We start from the raw sequence: 15,949 nt of genomic DNA, 5'->3' as shown, positions 1-15,949 counted from the left end.
GGGTGTTATCATCTTAGATACATATGTCATCATCAACTCAATTAACACGTCGATTTAGCCAGATTCCCGTTAATCTGGATGCTAAATACATAATCAACTTAATAATATATCGAACCAGTCGATTCGCGATTGATTACATATGTGCTAAAAGTGACTGTTTGTGCTTTAAGCGCTTGCCAAGCGCTACTTAAATCCATACTATTTTGATAATTGTATATAAAACTTAAAAATAAAGGCTCGCGAATGTTCAAAAAGCTCGCACTGCCACTTTTGTTTGTTTTTGCTCCTCTTACGTTGCATGCACAAGATTTAGATGACGCAAATCAGCAAGAACAGACGGCACAGCAAAGCACACCTAACGGCTATATCGTTGATAACCTCTACTTATACATACATTCGGGTCCAGGTAAAAACTATCGCATACTCGGCTCCGTTGAAGCCGGCACTGCAGTGACAATTACGAACGAACAAAATAATGACTTCGTCCGTATTATCGACGATAAGAATCGGAATGGCTGGGTAGAATCTAAGTTTGTAACAGCAGATCCGGGGCTCAAGCAACAAGTCAATGATCTGACTCAGCAGCTTACTGTATCACAAGAGCAGTTGACTACGTTGCAAACAACAATGCCACAGTTGCAAAGTGATTATGACTCGCTAGAAACACAAAATAGCGAGCTACAAAAAACAATAAGAGATTTAAATCAGCAAATCGAACTGCAAGCCCAACAGAACCAAAACAAGGTAGAGCGAGAGCAACATCAACTTTTATCTTATGGCGGTGCAATCGCCCTAGGTGGTGTTCTGCTTGGTGTGATACTCACCTTGCTACTGTCTCGCCGTAAGAGATATGACGGCTGGAGTTAATAAAAAAACCCACTTTGATACCAAAGTGGGTTTTCATCTAAAGTACGAGTATTAATAGAGAAAAGAAAAAAACAGCGCCCAACGAGAAAAATATACATCCTACATCAGCGAAATACTTATCTAAAAGTAACTCTTTTAATCTTGTATCATCTAGATTGTCTAATTTGTCTTTAAGTGAAGGCCTTGAAAGATTAAAAGCAAACGCTTCAGTCTGCCCTATATCAAACCTATCTACCGAAAGCTCGTAGTAAAAGTTTGGGTAAGAGGAAGATAAGTAATTTTGAATTATCATCAGTTTATTATTACTTGCTCTTCGACAATAAATCCCTCCCATAAAACTACATACAATTAAAAACAGATATCCCAAGTATCACCTCCTTGCCATTGACGATACCTGTTCCCATTAAAATAACAAACTAATCAAAAATCAAGCTATACTTAACAAATTTTACATTTTAATGTTTGCGACAGCTAAAAATAGATTATTTAATTTTGAGCAACTCCACCTCAAAAATTAACAGTGAACCAGCACCTATCTTGCCCGCAGCACGGTCTCCATACGCGAGGTCTGGATGTATAAACAAACGAAACTTATCGCCTTCAACCATTAACTGCAACGCCTCTGTCCAGCCAGTAATCACTTGTTTTGGACTAAACGTAAGCGCTTCACCTCTGTCTACCGAACTATCAAATACCATCCCACTCAACAAGGTGCCATGGTAGTGAACCGTTACCGAGTCATTTATTGATGGAGACGCACTGCCCTCACCTTTGTGAATAATTTCATACTGCAGCCCACTGACAGTTGTAATGATGCCTTCTTTTGAAGCATTTTTTGCTAGAAACTCTTCTGCATCAATACGGTTAATCTGCGCGATTTGTTTTTGTTTTTGATTACCACTGTAAATGAACCATGCAAGCCCTAAAGCCAATACTGTGACAATAATACTTGTTACTGACATACCTTTATTCACCTTCTTCCGATGTGTCTTTATCTTCACCATTTACCACTTGTGCAATTTGCTCTAACCTGCTCAATGCTCTCTGATTTATGGAACCTTCAGGGTACGCGCCAGTTTGCGTTTCACCAGCTGGTACTCCCATTAACAGCTCTAATGCTTCATCGACATTTTTCACGGCATAAATTTGGAACTTGTTGCTTCTAATCGCTTCAATAACCTCATCCTCTAGCACTAAGTTGATCAAGTTAGAATGCGGAATAATAACGCCTTGTTTGCCAGTCAGTCCGCGCATTTTGCACAGTTTAAAGAACCCTTCGACTTTTTCGTTCACACCACCAACCGCTTGAACTTCACCATGCTGATTTATTGAGCCTGTTAGTGCTAATGATTGATCAATAGGAATTTGAGTAATCGCCGAAATCAATCCGCATAATTCAGCCAAAGAGGCACTATCACCATCTATGTACCCATAGCTTTGCTCAATCGCAATATTTGCACTTAAAGTCAAACTGAAGTTTTGTGCGTATCTATTGCCTAGATATCCCGTTAACAACATGACGCCTTTGGAGTGAATAGACTTGCCAAGTTCTGCTTCTCGCTCAACATCGATTACACCATCTGAACCGGCATACACAGTCGCAGTTATTCTCGCAGGGTTACCAAATGAGGTGTCGCCAATATGTAATACGGTTAAACCATTCACTTTGCCTACAGCTTTACCCTGAGTTGCAATTAACGTATGACCCTCTTCAATATCACTGAGCATGTTTTCACTCAGCTGCCCTGTTCGATATTGCTTACCGACAAGCGCTTCATTGATATGATGCGCGTCAATTTCATCTTCATTATCTTGCTTCGCGTAGTAACTCGCTTCTGCAACGAGCTCTAGCACATCTGCAAACCGTGCAGATAACTTACTCTGATGCTCAGCTTGGCGATAGCTAAACTTTAACAGCCTTGCCAAAGCTTCTGCCGATAAACTACATCTGAGCGTTTGCTCACAATAGTCCTGAACCTTGGATACGAACTGATATTGCAGCCTGTCACTTGATGGCAAGTAATAATCGAAGTCTGACAAGACCCTAAATAACTCTCCGAACTCCTCATCATATTCACTGATTGTGTAATACAAATCTCTTGAGCCAAGTAAAATGATTTTGACATCCATCGGGATCAATTGTGGTTTGAGCGTAAAGCTGCTGCCTACCGAGCTGTCTTGATACGGCAGATCATTCTTAATTTGATGCGTCTTTAGCGACAACTTCAATCCATCCCAAACCTGAGGTGATGAGATCACTTTGTCCGCATCCATTATCAAGTAACCGCCATTCGCCCTGTGCAAAGCACCAGCTTGAATAGAGCGATAGCTCGTAATCAAAGAACCTTGCGCACTTTCATACTCAATTTTGCCAAAGATGTTGCCAAAGGTCGGGTTGGGCTCATAAACGACAGGAGCAGGAGCACCTTCTTTGTACTCAATTAAGATGTTTGGTGCAAAAAAGTCCGTCAACATGCCTTTCGCGTCAAAATCGTCTTTTTGCTCGTCAGATGCTGCGGACTCGTCATCAAGCCAATCCAATACCGCTTCAACAATCTCCACTCGCAAGTCTTTCAAATATCGGATAACACCAATGTGACTCGCATATTTATGCTCAAGCGCTTTGAGCAACGGCTTGGTAGCAAGTTCAATTGTGGTTTTTTTAAGCTTGCGCAGCTTCTCTGATGATTCGCGTTTCCAACGCGGCAACTCAATGAGCGCTTCGATGAGCCCATCTTCTAATTCATCGATGGAGTCGTAGAATTGTGCTTGCACTTGCTCTTCTAAAGCGGCGAATTCATTGTCATCTAATTGCTTGCCGTTGATGACTGGTGCAAAACTCACCACACCGTTTTCTTCCATCATGACAACGCTTTTCTCGATTGCCATTTGTTCGACAGCTGTTATTGCCGCGTTGTATTTATTGTCAAAGTCTCTATCTATCGACTTTTTCTTACGCTGATAACCTGGGTTATCAAATGCCGCTGGAAACGTATCCACAACCTCATCTAAAAAAGCGTCAACATCATCTGCGAGTTTGCGACTTTCTCCTGGTTGCATAAACATGGTAATTGGCTCACGGTGGTCTTCGTAGTTATTAACGTAAAGCCACTCTTTTGGGGTGGGCCTAGATTTACTGTGCGCTTCGAGCTTTTCCTTTACCATTGTAAAACGCCCAGTTGCAGCTTCTCCCATTACAAACACATTGTAACCGGGTAAATCCATACCTAGTGCAAAATCTAAGGCGCTTTGTGCGCGCTGCTGACCTATGAAAGGCAAAGACTCTGGGTAAGGGTTTTGCATGCACGAGCGAATATGTTGCAAAGAAACACTCGGTGCGAGTTGCTCCGAGAGAAGCGGCTTTATTGTCTTAGTCATTCCTGAATTCTTTATTGTTAATACCCGATTGATATCGAGTTTTTAGGGGGTCAGCGCCTTACGATTAAAACTACCGTGTCCACACTCGCTACAAGCTGTGATCTCAAAGGCGTGATATATATCAATTTTATTCCCGCAATTCTTACATACTAATTGCCCCAAAGCTATCCATTCGCCTTGTTTATAAACGCCATCGTGTTCAAAATCTGACATTAGCGCTTGCCACTCAAGTTGAGTGCGATCTTCAAGATAAGCCAACTCATATAATATGGATGCCTTAAACTCTTCCCAAGCAACGCCTTCGTAATGCTCATGGTGAGTGTTAATATGCGCCAAATCACGCTTGAAATAGTGCCGATAATCATTAATTTTGTTTTGCCCAAATTCTCGCCACTTCTCCTCTTCTTGAATAAAGTTTTCCACGAGTTTTTTTAACTCGTGCTCTTTAACGTCTTTCATCCAAGTCGAAAAATCGCTTAGCCATTGCTTATAATCAGCCATTGCGCCTCCTTATCAAACACCTCAATTAACTCGAGGAGTTGATGGGTTAAGTTTGGCGCTCTCATTTAGTTAGTAGTCAAAGTAAAACCAACACTTCCGCTATCAAAGCGATACAAGCTTACATTCGCTACATATACAGAGAACATCTCACTATTGAGAGTATAGAACAGTCACCCAAAAGAGCCATTTTCCCTGCTCTGAGGCCATACTTATCCAGTCTGCCAGATGGAAACCTGCATTTCTGCTAAAAAACTCACAATTACTTGCAAAATGACCTTCTGGAACTGTGATCAGGTCAAGTTTTCGGGTATGCTATTGGCCAATTTTTATTATTAGTTTGCAAGAAGTCTGGAAACGTCAATGCAAGAGCAATACAACCCACAAGAAATCGAACCCAAGGTTCAGTCCTATTGGGAAGAAAACAAAACATTTAAAGTAGTCGAAGACGAAAACAAAGAAAAATACTACTGCTTATCTATGTTCCCTTACCCAAGCGGTCGACTCCACATGGGTCATGTTCGTAATTATACAATCGGCGACGTGGTATCACGCTTCCAGCGATTGCAAGGTAAAAATGTTATGCAGCCAATGGGCTGGGATGCATTTGGTCTACCAGCAGAAAACGCAGCCATTAAAAACAATACTGCACCAGCTAAGTGGACGTATGAAAATATCGACTACATGCGTAACCAATTAAAGCAACTTGGTTTTGGCTACGACTGGGACCGCGAAATTGCTACCTGTCACCCAGAGTACTACAAGTGGGAACAGTGGTTCTTCACTAAGCTTTATGAAAAAGGTTTAGTATACAAGAAAATGTCTACCGTAAACTGGGATCCAGTTGACCAAACGGTACTTGCAAACGAGCAAGTAATTGATGGCCGCGGCTGGCGCTCAGGTGCACTTGTGGAACAGAAAGAAATTCCGCAGTGGTTTATTAAAATTACAGACTACGCACAAGAGTTACTTGACGACCTTGATAAACTAGAGCACTGGCCTGAACAAGTCAAAACCATGCAGCGCAACTGGATTGGTCGTTCTGAAGGCTTAGAGATTGACTTCAAACGCGCAGACAATGGCGAACATTTCACGGTTTATACAACTCGTCCAGATACTTTTATGGGTGTTACTTATGTTGCAGTAGCGGCTGGGCACCCAATCGCGTTAGAAGCGGCAGAAAACAATACAGCAGTTGCAGAGTTTGTTGAAGAGTGCAAAAACACCAAAGTGGCTGAAGCTGATCTTGCGACTATGGATAAAAAAGGCATCGCGACTGGCTTTACAGCAATCCACCCTCTAACAGGGCAAGAAGTGCCGATCTGGATCGCAAACTTTGTACTGATGGATTATGGTTCTGGCGCAGTTATGGCAGTACCAGGACACGATCAGCGTGACTATGAGTTCGCAACTGCATACGGTCTTGAGATTAAACAAGTTATCAGCCCAGCAGACGGCGCAGAAGAAGTTGCAGATTTAGAAAACGCCGCATTCACAGAAAAAGGCGTATTGGTTAATTCTGGTGAGTTTGATGGTCTAGACTTTGACGCTGCATTCAACGCGATTGCAGACAAATTAGAAGGTCTAGGTGCAGGCAAACGTAAAGTAAACTTCCGTCTTCGTGATTGGGGGGTAAGCCGCCAGCGTTACTGGGGTTCACCGATCCCAATGCTAAACAAAGAAGATGGCTCTGAGCTTGCTGCAACCGAAGACATGTTACCTGTTCGTTTGCCTGAAGATGTTGTTATGGACGGCGTAACATCGCCTATCAAAGCAGACCCTGAATGGGCAAAAGCAACCGTAAATGGTGAGTCTGTATTCCACGAAACAGATACCTTTGATACCTTTATGGAATCGTCTTGGTATTACGCACGTTACTGTAGTCCTCGCTACGATGAAGGGATGCTTGAGCCAGGTGCTGCAAATTACTGGCTGCCAGTTAACCAGTATATCGGTGGTATTGAGCATGCAATTCTACACTTACTATACGCTCGTTTCTTCCACAAGTTACTACGTGACTTTGGTTTAGTTAACTCTGATGAGCCATTTGAGCGTTTACTATGTCAAGGCATGGTATTGGCTGACACTTATTTCCGTAAAGACGAAAAAGGTGGTGATGTCTGGATCTCGCCATTGGATGTAGAAACAGAAAAAGACGACAAAGGCAGAGTGACAAAAGCTTGGCACAAAGACGACGGAGAGCCTGTCATCTCTGCTGGCATGAGCAAAATGTCTAAGTCCAAGAATAATGGTATCGACCCTCAGACTGTAATTAAACAGTATGGTGCGGATACAGTTCGCTTGTTTATGATGTTTACAGCACCACCAGAGCAAACACTTGAGTGGTCTGACTCTGGCGTAGAAGGTGCGCAAAGGTTCTTACGTCGTATCTGGAAATACGCAGTAGATGTTAAGAATGCAGGCGCGTCAGATCTAGATTTAGCGGCATTGAACAGCAACCAAAAAGCGCTGCGTCGTGAAGTACATAAAGCAATTGCTAAAGTCACCGATGACGTAGAGCGTCGTCAAACATTCAACACTGCAATCGCTGCTATTATGGAGCTTTCTAACAAGCTTGCAAAAGCGCCGTTAAAAGACGCGCAAGATATCGCGCTTGCAAATGAAGCGCTTAATGCAATCGTTATCATGCTAGCACCAATCACACCGCATATGTGTCATGAATTGTGGGAGCAACTTGGTCATGAGGGCGATGTACTTGACGCAGCTTGGCCACAAGTGGACCAAAGTGCGCTTGTAGAAGATGAAAAGCTCATTGTTGTACAAGTTAACGGTAAACTTCGTGCCAAACTGACAGTGGCAGCTGATGCGACTAAAGAGCAAGTTGAAGCACTGGCATTTAGCGAAGAAAACGTAACTAAATTTACTGACGGCAAAACAATTCGTAAGGTTATTTACGTGCCAGGTAAATTACTCAACGTGGTTGCCAACTAATGGTCGCCTTTACGCCGCGAGTAAAAACAGCAGCAAGTCCTCGTGGCTTGGCTGCTGTGCGTGCGCTACGAAATGGACTGGCAATGCTGCTGGTCTGTTTCTTTATCACAGGTTGTGGATTTCACTTAAAACAGGCCTCCTACTTGCCTGAAGACCTGAGTACACTGCAATTAACAGGTGATGACCAAAAGTCAGCGTTGTACGAACAATTAAAATACGAACTACAGCGTTCTCAAGTGAAAATCGATGAAACCGACCAAGTCATGCACACGGGTCCTGTGCCGGAGCTCCACCTCTATAAAGATTCACTTAGTAGGCAGACACTTAGCCTATTTTCAAATGGTCAAGTAGCCCAGTATGAACTGGCTTATGTCGTCTCTTATCGACTTACTCGACCAGGCCAAGAACCTTATGAGCAAAGCTTTGAGTTATATCGTAACTATCAAGACGACCCAAACAACTCGCTTGCCAAGTCAAAAGAACTAGAAATCATTTTGAGTGAAATGCGCAAGCTAGCCACGAAACGAATCCTTCGAGAATTGTCACAACTCTAATGCGCTGTTATGCAAATCAATTAGCAGGCCAATTAAAGCAAGGCCTGCAACCATTCTACATCATATTGGGCGAAGAGCCTTTTCAAGAAGGCAACTGTGCCTTAAGCGTGCGCCAAGCAGCTAAAAAACAAGGTTTCGATGAAGTTATTAAATTTGCAATTTTACCCGGCTTTGACTGGCAAGAACTCGCCGCTCAATATAACAGCATGTCGCTTTTTAGCGCAAAAACGCTCATCGAACTGGATTTAAATCAACAAAAGCCTCCAACACAGGGCACAGCTATCCTCAAAGAGATAGCCAGCAATATCAACCCAGATGTCATCTTGATTGTCAAAGGCAATAAAGCCAGTCAAGATATACAGCGCACAGCTTGGTTTAAAGGCCTTGAAAAGAATGGTGTATTCGTTCCTTGCTACCCATTAACAGGATACCACCTAGAAAAATGGCTCGACGAAGAGTGTAAACGGCTCAAAGTTAACTTAAAGCATGATGCAAAGCGCAGCCTATTAGCCGCCACTGAAGGAAATTTGCTGGCAGCGTCTCAAGAATTGGAAAAGTTATCCTTACTTTACAAAGATAAGCTAATTGACCAACAGCAGTTAATGAGTGGCCTACTAAATCAGGCAAAGTTTGATATCTTCGACCTAAATGAAGGGCTATTGAAAGGCAACCCTGGGTATATTATTAAGATTCTCAACAAACTTGCCACGGATAATGTGGAGCCCACTAGCGTTGCTTGGACACTCCAAAATCAAGCAAATACATTACTGACCATTAAACGTGCAATGGTTAACGGGCAGCCCATTAGCCAACTTTTCAAACAAAACAATGTCTGGAAAAATCAGCAGCAAGTCACCCAGCAAGCACTAGATCGAATTACTATTGCTCAGCTTGAAAAAATTATCACTCTGCTCGCGCAATATGATTCAGCTTTCAAACGAAATGTGCTTGTGGCACCATACCAAGGCCTCGCTCATATTGCTTTGAGCTTTTGCCAATCACTCCCCTTTGTCATGCCTTACGAAGGGGCAAATGAAGAGCACAGCAGTGGCGTGTACAAATCATGATAGCAATATTTGGCGGCACGTTTGACCCTATCCACCTTGGCCATCTAAATATGGCCAAACATTGCACTGAAGAGTTATCGCTTGATCGACTGCACTTTTTGCCAAACGCTGCACCTGTTCATAAAAAAGGGTCAGGAGTAAGCACCCAACACCGTCTTGAGATGTTGCGTCTCGCGATAAGCGGCAACCCTAAATTTGCGCTGGATGATAGAGAAATAAAACGCCTAGAGCCTTCTTATTCGGTGCTCACATTACAAGAGTTAAGAAAAGAGTATCCATTACAGCCAATTGTGTTTTTAATGGGTATGGATTCTTTTAACAGCTTGGATAAATGGTATCAATGGGAAGAAATTACTCAGCTGTGCCACATCGTTGTATATCAACGCCCAGGAGACGAGTACACAGCAACCCCTGCCCTGTCGTCTTTTTTAAAACAGTCTCAAGCTCGCTCCCCTGCAGAGTTGCATGATTGCCTCTTTGGTAAATGTTATTTTCTCTCCGGAGCGCCTTTTTCAGCCGCCTCCAGTAAGATAAGAAAAGCAATAAAATCAGGGGCAAGTGTGGAACCTTGGCTCAGCCCTAATGTCCTAAACTATATAGATAAAAACAACCTGTACTCTGATTAGTATTTAAATGGGCTTGGGAAATATAGAGAAAAGCGTGTTAGAATTACGCCCTTATTTGTAAGTATATGTAGCAAAGAGATTCTGATTTGGATTCAAAACAACTTTTAGACTTCGCCATCGATAAAGTCGATGATATGAAAGCCCGTGATATCGTTCAACTAGACGTACGTGAAACCTCTTCAATAACTGACTATTTAGTTATTTGTTCTGGCAATTCAAAGCGCCATGTCCAATCAATTGCTGAACATGTTGCAAAAGAAGCTCGCCATGCAGGTGAAACACCGCTTGGCCATGAAGGACAAGATGCGGGTGAATGGGTGCTGGTTGATTTGGGTGATGTGGTTGTTCATGTCATGCAAGACCAGACGCGTGACTTTTACGACTTGGAAAAGCTTTGGGGATAATGTGAAAATCCAGTTGATTGCGGTGGGCACCAAGATGCCAGCATGGGTGGAAACAGGTTTCAAAGAGTATCAGCGTCGTTTTCCAAAAGACATGCCACTAGAGCTTATTGAAATTACAGCGGGTAAGCGCGGCAAAAACGCGGATATTAAACGTATTTTACAGCAAGAAGGTGAAAAAACACTCGCTGCAATTCCCAAGGGAAACCGTATTGTTACATTGGAAGTCACAGGAAAGCCGTGGGATACGCATCAACTTGCGAACAACATGGAAAAGTGGCAACTTGATGGGCGTGATGTCAGTTTGTTAATCGGCGGACCCGAGGGTCTAGCACCTGAGTGCATTGCAGCATCTGAACAGAAATGGTCGCTCTCAAACTTAACGCTACCACATCCACTTGTCAGAATTGTAGTTGCTGAAAGCCTGTACAGGGGCTGGAGCTTAAATAACAACCACCCATATCACAGAGAATAATAATTATATGCTCAAAACACGGCCAACGATCCGCGATCATAGTGCAGAGGCAAACCTGTTTGCGCGACGAGCTTTTGTTGGCTTTGTTTTTGTGGTTATTCTCATCGGCATCCTCTTAAACAATATCTATAATCTTCAAGTTGAACAGCACGAAACTTATCAGACTCGCTCCAATGATAACCGCATTAAAGTGATCCCAATTGCGCCTAACCGAGGGCTCATCTATGACAGAAATGGGATATTACTCGCCGAAAACAGGCCGGTGTATAATCTAGAGGTGATTCCAGAGCAGGTGGCTGACTTAGAAGCAGCCTTGGACCTTCTAGGTAATATCATTGCTATAACAGACGTGCAAAAAGCCGCCGTCATTAAAAGCAATCGCCGCTCTAGACGCTTTAAAAGTCAGATTTTAAAAGCACGTCTAAATGAGGATGAAGTTGCTATTTTCTCCGTCAACCAACATCGTTTTCCTGGTTTCAGTGTTGAGGCAAGATTGGCTCGCCACTACCCTTATGGCGATGCATTGACACACGCTCTAGGTTACGTGTCTCGCCTCAATAAAAAAGAACTCAATGAGTTAGAATCACAAGGGCGCGCACAAAACTACAGAGCAACCCATGATTTTGGCAAATTAGGCATTGAAAAGTTTTATGAAGAGCGCTTGCATGGCCAAGTTGGCTCACAGCGTGTAGAAGTTAATAACCGCGGAAGGATCATTCGTTCATTAAGTGTTGAGCCCCCAAAGCCCGGGCAAGACTTGGTGCTCACATTAGATATCGGCCTACAAAAAATAGCGCAAGACGTACTCAAAGGCGTGCGCGGTGCAATCGTCGCAATGGACCCAAAAGATGGCGGGATCCTAGCATTGTATTCAAACCCCAGTTATGACCCTAACTTATTTGTACACGGCATAAGTAGCAAAGATTATCGGGCTTTATTAAACCCTGATAGACCACTGATAAATCGCGCGACACAGGGACGATACGCCCCCGCATCCACGGTAAAGCCGCATTTAGCTATCCTTGCATTGGAAGAAGGTGTGGTGACCGAGCAAACAAAGATTTGGGATCCTGGCTTTTTCCAGATCCCCAACGTGGCGCACCGCTGGCGAGACTGGCTTCGCTGGGGTCATGGACACGTGGACGTGTACAAAGCCATAGAAGAGTCCTGTGATACCTACTTTTATGAGACTGCTTATAAGCTCGGGATCACTAAAATCAGTAACTTCATGAGTCAATTCGGATTTGGTGATTTATCTGGCATTGACATACATGAAGAGACCCCTGCTATCTTGCCAACGACAGACTGGAAACGCCAACGTTTCAATGAAGCTTGGTGGCCAGGTGATACGATATCTGTCGGCATTGGCCAAGGGTATTGGACAGCAACGCCAATGCAGATTACGAATGCGGTCTCAATTTTAGTCAACAAGGGGATACATCGCCCCCCTCACCTAGTTCAAGTTGCTAAGCAAAACAACGATGTTGAGCAGATGTACACCGAAGAGAAACCTCCGGTTGTCTTACAAGAGCCTCGCAATTGGCAAATTGCACTTGATGCGATGCACAATACAGTGAAAAAAACGACAGGGACAGCTAACAAGGCATTCAAAGGCGCAACCTATGACCCAGCAGGAAAAACTGGCACAGCACAAGTCGTAAGTATCGCTCAGGGCGAAAAGTATGTGGCAGAAAACCTTAAAGAAAAACATCGTGACAATGGCATCTATGTGGGCTTTGCACCTTTTGACAATCCAAGGATTGTCGTCACTGTGATTGTTGAAAACCAAGGTGGTGGTTCGGCAATTGCCGCGCCCATTGCTCGAAAGCTCATGGATTACTACTTTGAAACTTACCCAAGTGATACGGAGGGTAAATGAATCAACTAAGAAATAAGCGCTCCTTCTGGCAACGTATTCATATTGATCTACCCTTACTCACTGCCTTACTGCTTATGATGGTAGGTAGCTTGGCAGTGGTGTACAGCGCCAGTGGGCAAAACATGGACATGATGACTCGTCATGCAACAAGAATGCTCGGCGCGATTATCGCGCTCGTTGTGATGGCTCAGGTTTCTCCTAATACTCTAAAAAGATTAGTGATCCCCCTTTATTTTGTTGGGTTAATTACGCTGATTGGTGTGTTTTTCTTTGGTGTAACGATTAACGGTGCTAAGCGCTGGTTAGACATTGGAATTACACGCTTTCAACCTTCTGAGATCATGAAAATTGCCGTCCCCATGATGGTTGCATGGTATATAGGTCGCCAACAATTACCGCCTAAAATTTTGCATCTTATAATCGGATTTGCGATTGTTATCGTCCCAACAGTATTAATTCAAAAACAGCCTGATCTTGGCACCTCATTACTCATTGCAAGTTCCGGTGTATTCGTGTTGTTTCTCTCTGGGCTCAGCTGGAAATTGATTGGTTCTGGCATTTTGCTGGCCATTCCTGGTGCATTTGCGATGTGGCACTTTGTGATGCATGAATACCAAAAACAGCGCGTACTCACACTGTTAGATCCTGAGAGCGATCCATTGGGTGCGGGCTACCATATTATTCAATCTAAAATCGCGATTGGCTCTGGTGGCATAGAAGGTAAGGGCTGGCTTCAAGGCACTCAATCCCAGCTTGAATTTCTACCTGAGCGCCATACAGACTTTATATTTTCTGTTTTGAGTGAAGAGTTTGGTCTACTCGGTGTTGTAATGCTGCTCAGTGTTTACCTATTTATTATTGGTCGTGGGCTTTATATTGCTGTTAATGCACAAGAAGCATTCAGTAAACTACTTGCCGGCGCGCTTACCCTTACTTTTTTCGTCTATATTTTTGTTAATATTGGTATGGTATCAGGATTGTTACCTGTCGTGGGTGTTCCCCTACCATTAGTCAGCTATGGCGGCACCTCAATGGTAACCCTCATGGCCGGTTTCGGTATAATCATGGCCATAGCTACAGATAAAAGAATGTTATTAAAATAATGAAACCTATCCAGCTCCTATTGATACTTGTCGTATTGCTCTCACAAGCTGCGTGCAGCAATCGTTACCACACACGTCAAGATAAAGCACCTTTACGCGCGCCGACACAATTAGAAATGCAAGATGCGAAAGTCACCAATGAAGTCAAAAGTGTAAGTGCTGGGCGCCCGTATGAGGTGCTAGGAAAACACTACTCTCCTATCTCAGATGAAAAAGGGTTTGTGCAAGAAGGTACGGCCTCTTGGTATGGCAGAAAGTTTCATGGTTACTACACTTCCAATGGCGAAACTTTTAACATGTTTGATATGACTGCGGCACACAAGACGTTACCGCTACCCAGTTTTGTCAAAGTGACCAATTTAGCAAACAATAAATCAGCCATAGTGAGAGTGAATGATCGCGGGCCGTTTCATGATGATAGAATCATAGATTTATCTTATGCGGCAGCCTACAAACTAGGCTATCACTTACAAGGTACAGCACAGGTTAAGATAGAGGCGATTACCATTGATCGTAAAACGCCTAGACTAACCTATGTGCAAGTTGCAGCAGCAAGCAATGAAATGAACGTGCAAGCACTTGCAACTAAATTGGCTGGTCGATTTAACCTCGGCGCACCTATCGCATTTGAAGATAATCTTTACAAATTGCGACTTGGACCGATTTTAGATGACCGACAGGCGCAAAAAGTGCTAAAAACCTTACAAGAAGGCGAATTTAATAAAGCTTTCTTGCTTTACACGGAGCAGGAACTTTAGAATAACCTAAATCCAATTAAATGGTTCTTGTTCAATAACACAGTGTCTGCAAATTAGAAGAATGCACACGCTGGACAAGAAGGAAATCAACTGGCCCGTCTATCGACAAGCACAGGCCAGAACAAATTAAAAAAGCGAGCATGATGACAGTATTTAAACCAAAAGTTGTTAAAAAAATCCTTGGTGTTGTGTGTTCTTTGTCACTGTTTTCAGCAAGTGCACAGATCATCCCCTCTCCACCTCAAATTAATGCAAAAGGCTATTTCCTTGTTGACTTCACAACAGGCAAAGTCATTGCAGAAGGCGAAGCAGATACTAAGTTACTTCCAGCTAGCTTAACGAAGATGATGACCAGTTATGTTATTGGTACAGAAATTTCTGCCGGAAATATTGCACCAACAGACATGGTTACAATCAGTGAAAATGCGTGGGCTAAGAACTTCCCAGGCTCTTCGGTAATGTTTATAGAGGTTGGCAAAAAAGTAAGTGTTGATGATCTGAATCATGGGATCATCATTCAGTCAGGTAATGATGCCTGTGTAGCAATGGCAGAACATATCGCTGGAAGTGAAAGCGCTTTTGCCGATCTCATGAATGCACACGCTGAAAAACTGGGCATGACCAATAGCTTCTTCATTAACAGTCATGGCTTAGATGCGCCACAGCAATTCACAACACCGCGTGATATGGCCACACTTGGCGCTGCACTTATCAAAGATGTTCCAGATGAGTATGCGCTATATAAACAAAAGTCTTTCACATTTAATGGGATCAAACAATATAACCGTAACTCACTCCTTTGGGATGCAAGCCTAGATGTTGATGGTATTAAAACCGGCCATACAGCAGAGGCTGGTTATAGTCTTGTGACCTCAGCAACCAAAGGCGACATGCGATTGATTGCAGTCGTGATGGGAACTGCGAGCGAACGCGCAAGAAAGGTAGAAAGTAAAAAGCTTCTTAACTATGGCTTTAGATTCTTCGAAACGATTACTCCTTACAAAGCTGGCGATAGTTTTGCTGATCAACAAATCTGGATGGGTAACAAAAAAACAGTATCTCTTGGGATCACGCAAGATACACCAATTACTATCCCTCGTGGCCAGCGTAAAAATCTGCAAGCAACTTTCGAGCTAGATCAAACTCTGACTGCGCCTTTAGCAAAAGGCACTAAAGTCGGCACTTTGTTCCTACAACTTGAAGGTGAAGACATTGCAGAGTACCCGTTAGTAACGCTGGAAGAAATTGAAGAAGGTAGTTTCTTTAGCCGCATATACGACTACTTACGTTTACAGATCATGCAATAACCCTGAGTTAAGTAAGTATATAAACACATGACGCCTCTCTTTGAGGCGTTTTTTTTTGCTGCAAAAATGATAGAATGCCCGCCA

Annotated in this window: 15 protein-coding genes; 11 read left to right on the top strand and 4 right to left on the bottom strand. The window is 43.2% G+C overall.

Annotation, left to right across the window (positions count from 1 at the left end; genetic code table 11):
• Nucleotides 1-243: 243 nt before the first annotated feature.
• Nucleotides 244-867: a TIGR04211 family SH3 domain-containing protein gene (locus N480_RS01940; RefSeq protein ID WP_063370847.1), complete on the top strand. Its 624-nt coding sequence runs from the start codon at nucleotides 244-246 to the stop codon at nucleotides 865-867.
• Between the two features lie 37 nt (nucleotides 868-904).
• Here the strand turns inward: N480_RS01940 and N480_RS01935 are convergent, their stop codons facing one another.
• The 4 genes from N480_RS01935 to N480_RS01920 form a co-directional block, all read right to left on the bottom strand.
• Entirely contained in the window at nucleotides 905-1,159 is a 255-nt protein-coding gene (locus tag N480_RS01935) for a hypothetical protein (RefSeq protein WP_155732734.1), read from the bottom strand.
• A 190-nt stretch (nucleotides 1,160-1,349) separates the two neighbouring features.
• The gene (locus N480_RS01930) at nucleotides 1,350-1,829 is read right to left on the bottom strand and encodes an FKBP-type peptidyl-prolyl cis-trans isomerase (RefSeq protein WP_063370845.1); all 480 of its coding nucleotides are present in this window, start codon (nucleotides 1,827-1,829) and stop codon (nucleotides 1,350-1,352) included.
• A gap of 4 nt (nucleotides 1,830-1,833) precedes the next feature.
• Nucleotides 1,834-4,245 (bottom strand): Lon protease family protein, encoded by a 2,412-nt coding sequence (locus N480_RS01925; protein ID WP_063370844.1) that lies wholly within the window; start codon nucleotides 4,243-4,245, stop codon nucleotides 1,834-1,836.
• Between the two features lie 42 nt (nucleotides 4,246-4,287).
• On the bottom strand, nucleotides 4,288-4,746 hold the full coding sequence (locus tag N480_RS01920; RefSeq protein ID WP_063370843.1) for a zinc ribbon-containing protein: 459 nt from the start codon (nucleotides 4,744-4,746) through the stop codon (nucleotides 4,288-4,290).
• A 360-nt stretch (nucleotides 4,747-5,106) separates the two neighbouring features.
• Between N480_RS01920 and leuS the strand changes: the two genes are divergently transcribed.
• From leuS to N480_RS01870, 10 genes are all read left to right on the top strand, one after another.
• A complete protein-coding gene (gene leuS / locus N480_RS01915) occupies nucleotides 5,107-7,695 on the top strand; it encodes a leucine--tRNA ligase (RefSeq protein WP_063370842.1) in 2,589 nt (862 codons plus the stop codon).
• A 47-nt stretch (nucleotides 7,696-7,742) separates the two neighbouring features.
• Nucleotides 7,743-8,249: an LPS assembly lipoprotein LptE gene (gene lptE / locus N480_RS01910; protein WP_063370925.1), complete on the top strand. Its 507-nt coding sequence runs from the start codon at nucleotides 7,743-7,745 to the stop codon at nucleotides 8,247-8,249.
• Nucleotides 8,249-9,316, top strand: a complete 1,068-nt coding sequence (holA, locus tag N480_RS01905) for a DNA polymerase III subunit delta (protein ID WP_063370841.1) — start codon at nucleotides 8,249-8,251, stop codon at nucleotides 9,314-9,316. The genes lptE and holA overlap by 1 nt, the downstream gene beginning before the upstream one ends.
• Nucleotides 9,313-9,942 (top strand): nicotinate-nucleotide adenylyltransferase, encoded by a 630-nt coding sequence (gene nadD, locus N480_RS01900; protein WP_063370840.1) that lies wholly within the window; start codon nucleotides 9,313-9,315, stop codon nucleotides 9,940-9,942. The genes holA and nadD overlap by 4 nt, the downstream gene beginning before the upstream one ends.
• Before the next feature lie 86 nt (nucleotides 9,943-10,028).
• On the top strand, nucleotides 10,029-10,346 hold the full coding sequence (gene rsfS / locus N480_RS01895) for a ribosome silencing factor (protein WP_063370839.1): 318 nt from the start codon (nucleotides 10,029-10,031) through the stop codon (nucleotides 10,344-10,346).
• A gap of 1 nt (nucleotide 10,347) precedes the next feature.
• Nucleotides 10,348-10,818, top strand: coding sequence for a 23S rRNA (pseudouridine(1915)-N(3))-methyltransferase RlmH (rlmH, locus tag N480_RS01890; protein WP_063361820.1), 471 nt, complete (start codon nucleotides 10,348-10,350; stop codon nucleotides 10,816-10,818).
• Between the two features lie 7 nt (nucleotides 10,819-10,825).
• Nucleotides 10,826-12,697, top strand: coding sequence for a penicillin-binding protein 2 (mrdA, locus tag N480_RS01885; protein WP_063370838.1), 1,872 nt, complete (start codon nucleotides 10,826-10,828; stop codon nucleotides 12,695-12,697).
• Nucleotides 12,694-13,800, top strand: coding sequence for a rod shape-determining protein RodA (gene rodA / locus N480_RS01880; protein ID WP_063370837.1), 1,107 nt, complete (start codon nucleotides 12,694-12,696; stop codon nucleotides 13,798-13,800). Before mrdA ends, rodA begins: the two co-directional genes overlap by 4 nt.
• Nucleotides 13,800-14,558, top strand: coding sequence for a septal ring lytic transglycosylase RlpA family protein (locus tag N480_RS01875; RefSeq protein ID WP_063370836.1), 759 nt, complete (start codon nucleotides 13,800-13,802; stop codon nucleotides 14,556-14,558). The genes rodA and N480_RS01875 overlap by 1 nt, the downstream gene beginning before the upstream one ends.
• A gap of 143 nt (nucleotides 14,559-14,701) precedes the next feature.
• Entirely contained in the window at nucleotides 14,702-15,865 is a 1,164-nt protein-coding gene (locus N480_RS01870; RefSeq protein WP_063370835.1) for a serine hydrolase, read from the top strand.
• Nucleotides 15,866-15,949: the final 84 nt, after the last annotated feature.

The organism is Pseudoalteromonas luteoviolacea S2607 (genome assembly GCF_001625575.1).
GTDB classification, from domain to species: Bacteria; Pseudomonadota; Gammaproteobacteria; order Enterobacterales; family Alteromonadaceae; genus Pseudoalteromonas; species Pseudoalteromonas luteoviolacea_E.
This window is presented reverse-complemented; position numbering and strand designations above follow the sequence as displayed.

Coding starts and splice junctions, on each gene's coding strand:
- N480_RS01920 (WP_063370843.1), bottom strand. CDS start 4,746: ATGGCTGATTATAAGCAATGGCTAAGCGATTTTTCGACTTGGATGAAA.
- N480_RS01935 (WP_155732734.1), bottom strand. CDS start 1,159: ATGATAATTCAAAATTACTTATCTTCCTCTTACCCAAACTTTTACTAC.
- N480_RS01870 (WP_063370835.1), top strand. CDS start 14,702: ATGACAGTATTTAAACCAAAAGTTGTTAAAAAAATCCTTGGTGTTGTG.
- N480_RS01875 (WP_063370836.1), top strand. CDS start 13,800: ATGAAACCTATCCAGCTCCTATTGATACTTGTCGTATTGCTCTCACAA.
- holA (WP_063370841.1), top strand. CDS start 8,249: ATGCGCTGTTATGCAAATCAATTAGCAGGCCAATTAAAGCAAGGCCTG.
- N480_RS01940 (WP_063370847.1), top strand. CDS start 244: ATGTTCAAAAAGCTCGCACTGCCACTTTTGTTTGTTTTTGCTCCTCTT.
- nadD (WP_063370840.1), top strand. CDS start 9,313: ATGATAGCAATATTTGGCGGCACGTTTGACCCTATCCACCTTGGCCAT.
- mrdA (WP_063370838.1), top strand. CDS start 10,826: ATGCTCAAAACACGGCCAACGATCCGCGATCATAGTGCAGAGGCAAAC.
- N480_RS01925 (WP_063370844.1), bottom strand. CDS start 4,245: ATGACTAAGACAATAAAGCCGCTTCTCTCGGAGCAACTCGCACCGAGT.
- N480_RS01930 (WP_063370845.1), bottom strand. CDS start 1,829: ATGTCAGTAACAAGTATTATTGTCACAGTATTGGCTTTAGGGCTTGCA.
- leuS (WP_063370842.1), top strand. CDS start 5,107: ATGCAAGAGCAATACAACCCACAAGAAATCGAACCCAAGGTTCAGTCC.
- rodA (WP_063370837.1), top strand. CDS start 12,694: ATGAATCAACTAAGAAATAAGCGCTCCTTCTGGCAACGTATTCATATT.